Here is a 396-nt window from a genome sequence, read left to right on the forward strand (position 1 = left end):
GGCCTGGAGCCCGGCAAGGCGACCATTCCCGGGCCGCTCATCGAGATGATCGAGGGCGAGACCCTCGAGATCGAGCTGGTCAACAACACGGACGTGACCGCCAGCCTGCACGTGCACGGCGTCGACTACGAGACCAGCAGCGACGGCACGCGGATGAACGACAGCGTGGTGGAGCCGGGAGGCCGGTACGTCTACACCTGGCGCACCCACGCCCAGTCCACTCGCGCGGACGGCACCATCGAGCCCGGCAGCGCGGGCTACTGGCACTACCACGACCACGTCGTGGGAACCGACCACGGCACCGGCGGCATCCTGCGCGGACTCTACGGGCCGCTGGTGGTACGCCGGACGGGCGACGTGCTGCCGGACAAGACCTTCACCGTCGTCTTCAACGAC

1 protein-coding gene is annotated in these 396 nt (G+C 68.9%); it reads left to right on the forward strand.

The genetic code is table 11. From position 1 onward, the window contains the following. Positions 1-396, forward strand: a 396-nt coding sequence (locus AAH991_RS40305; RefSeq protein WP_346231215.1) for a multicopper oxidase domain-containing protein, incomplete at both ends; no start/stop codon positions are given.

Source organism: Microbispora sp. ZYX-F-249 (genome assembly GCF_039649665.1).
Classification (GTDB): Bacteria; Actinomycetota; Actinomycetes; order Streptosporangiales; family Streptosporangiaceae; genus Microbispora; species Microbispora maris.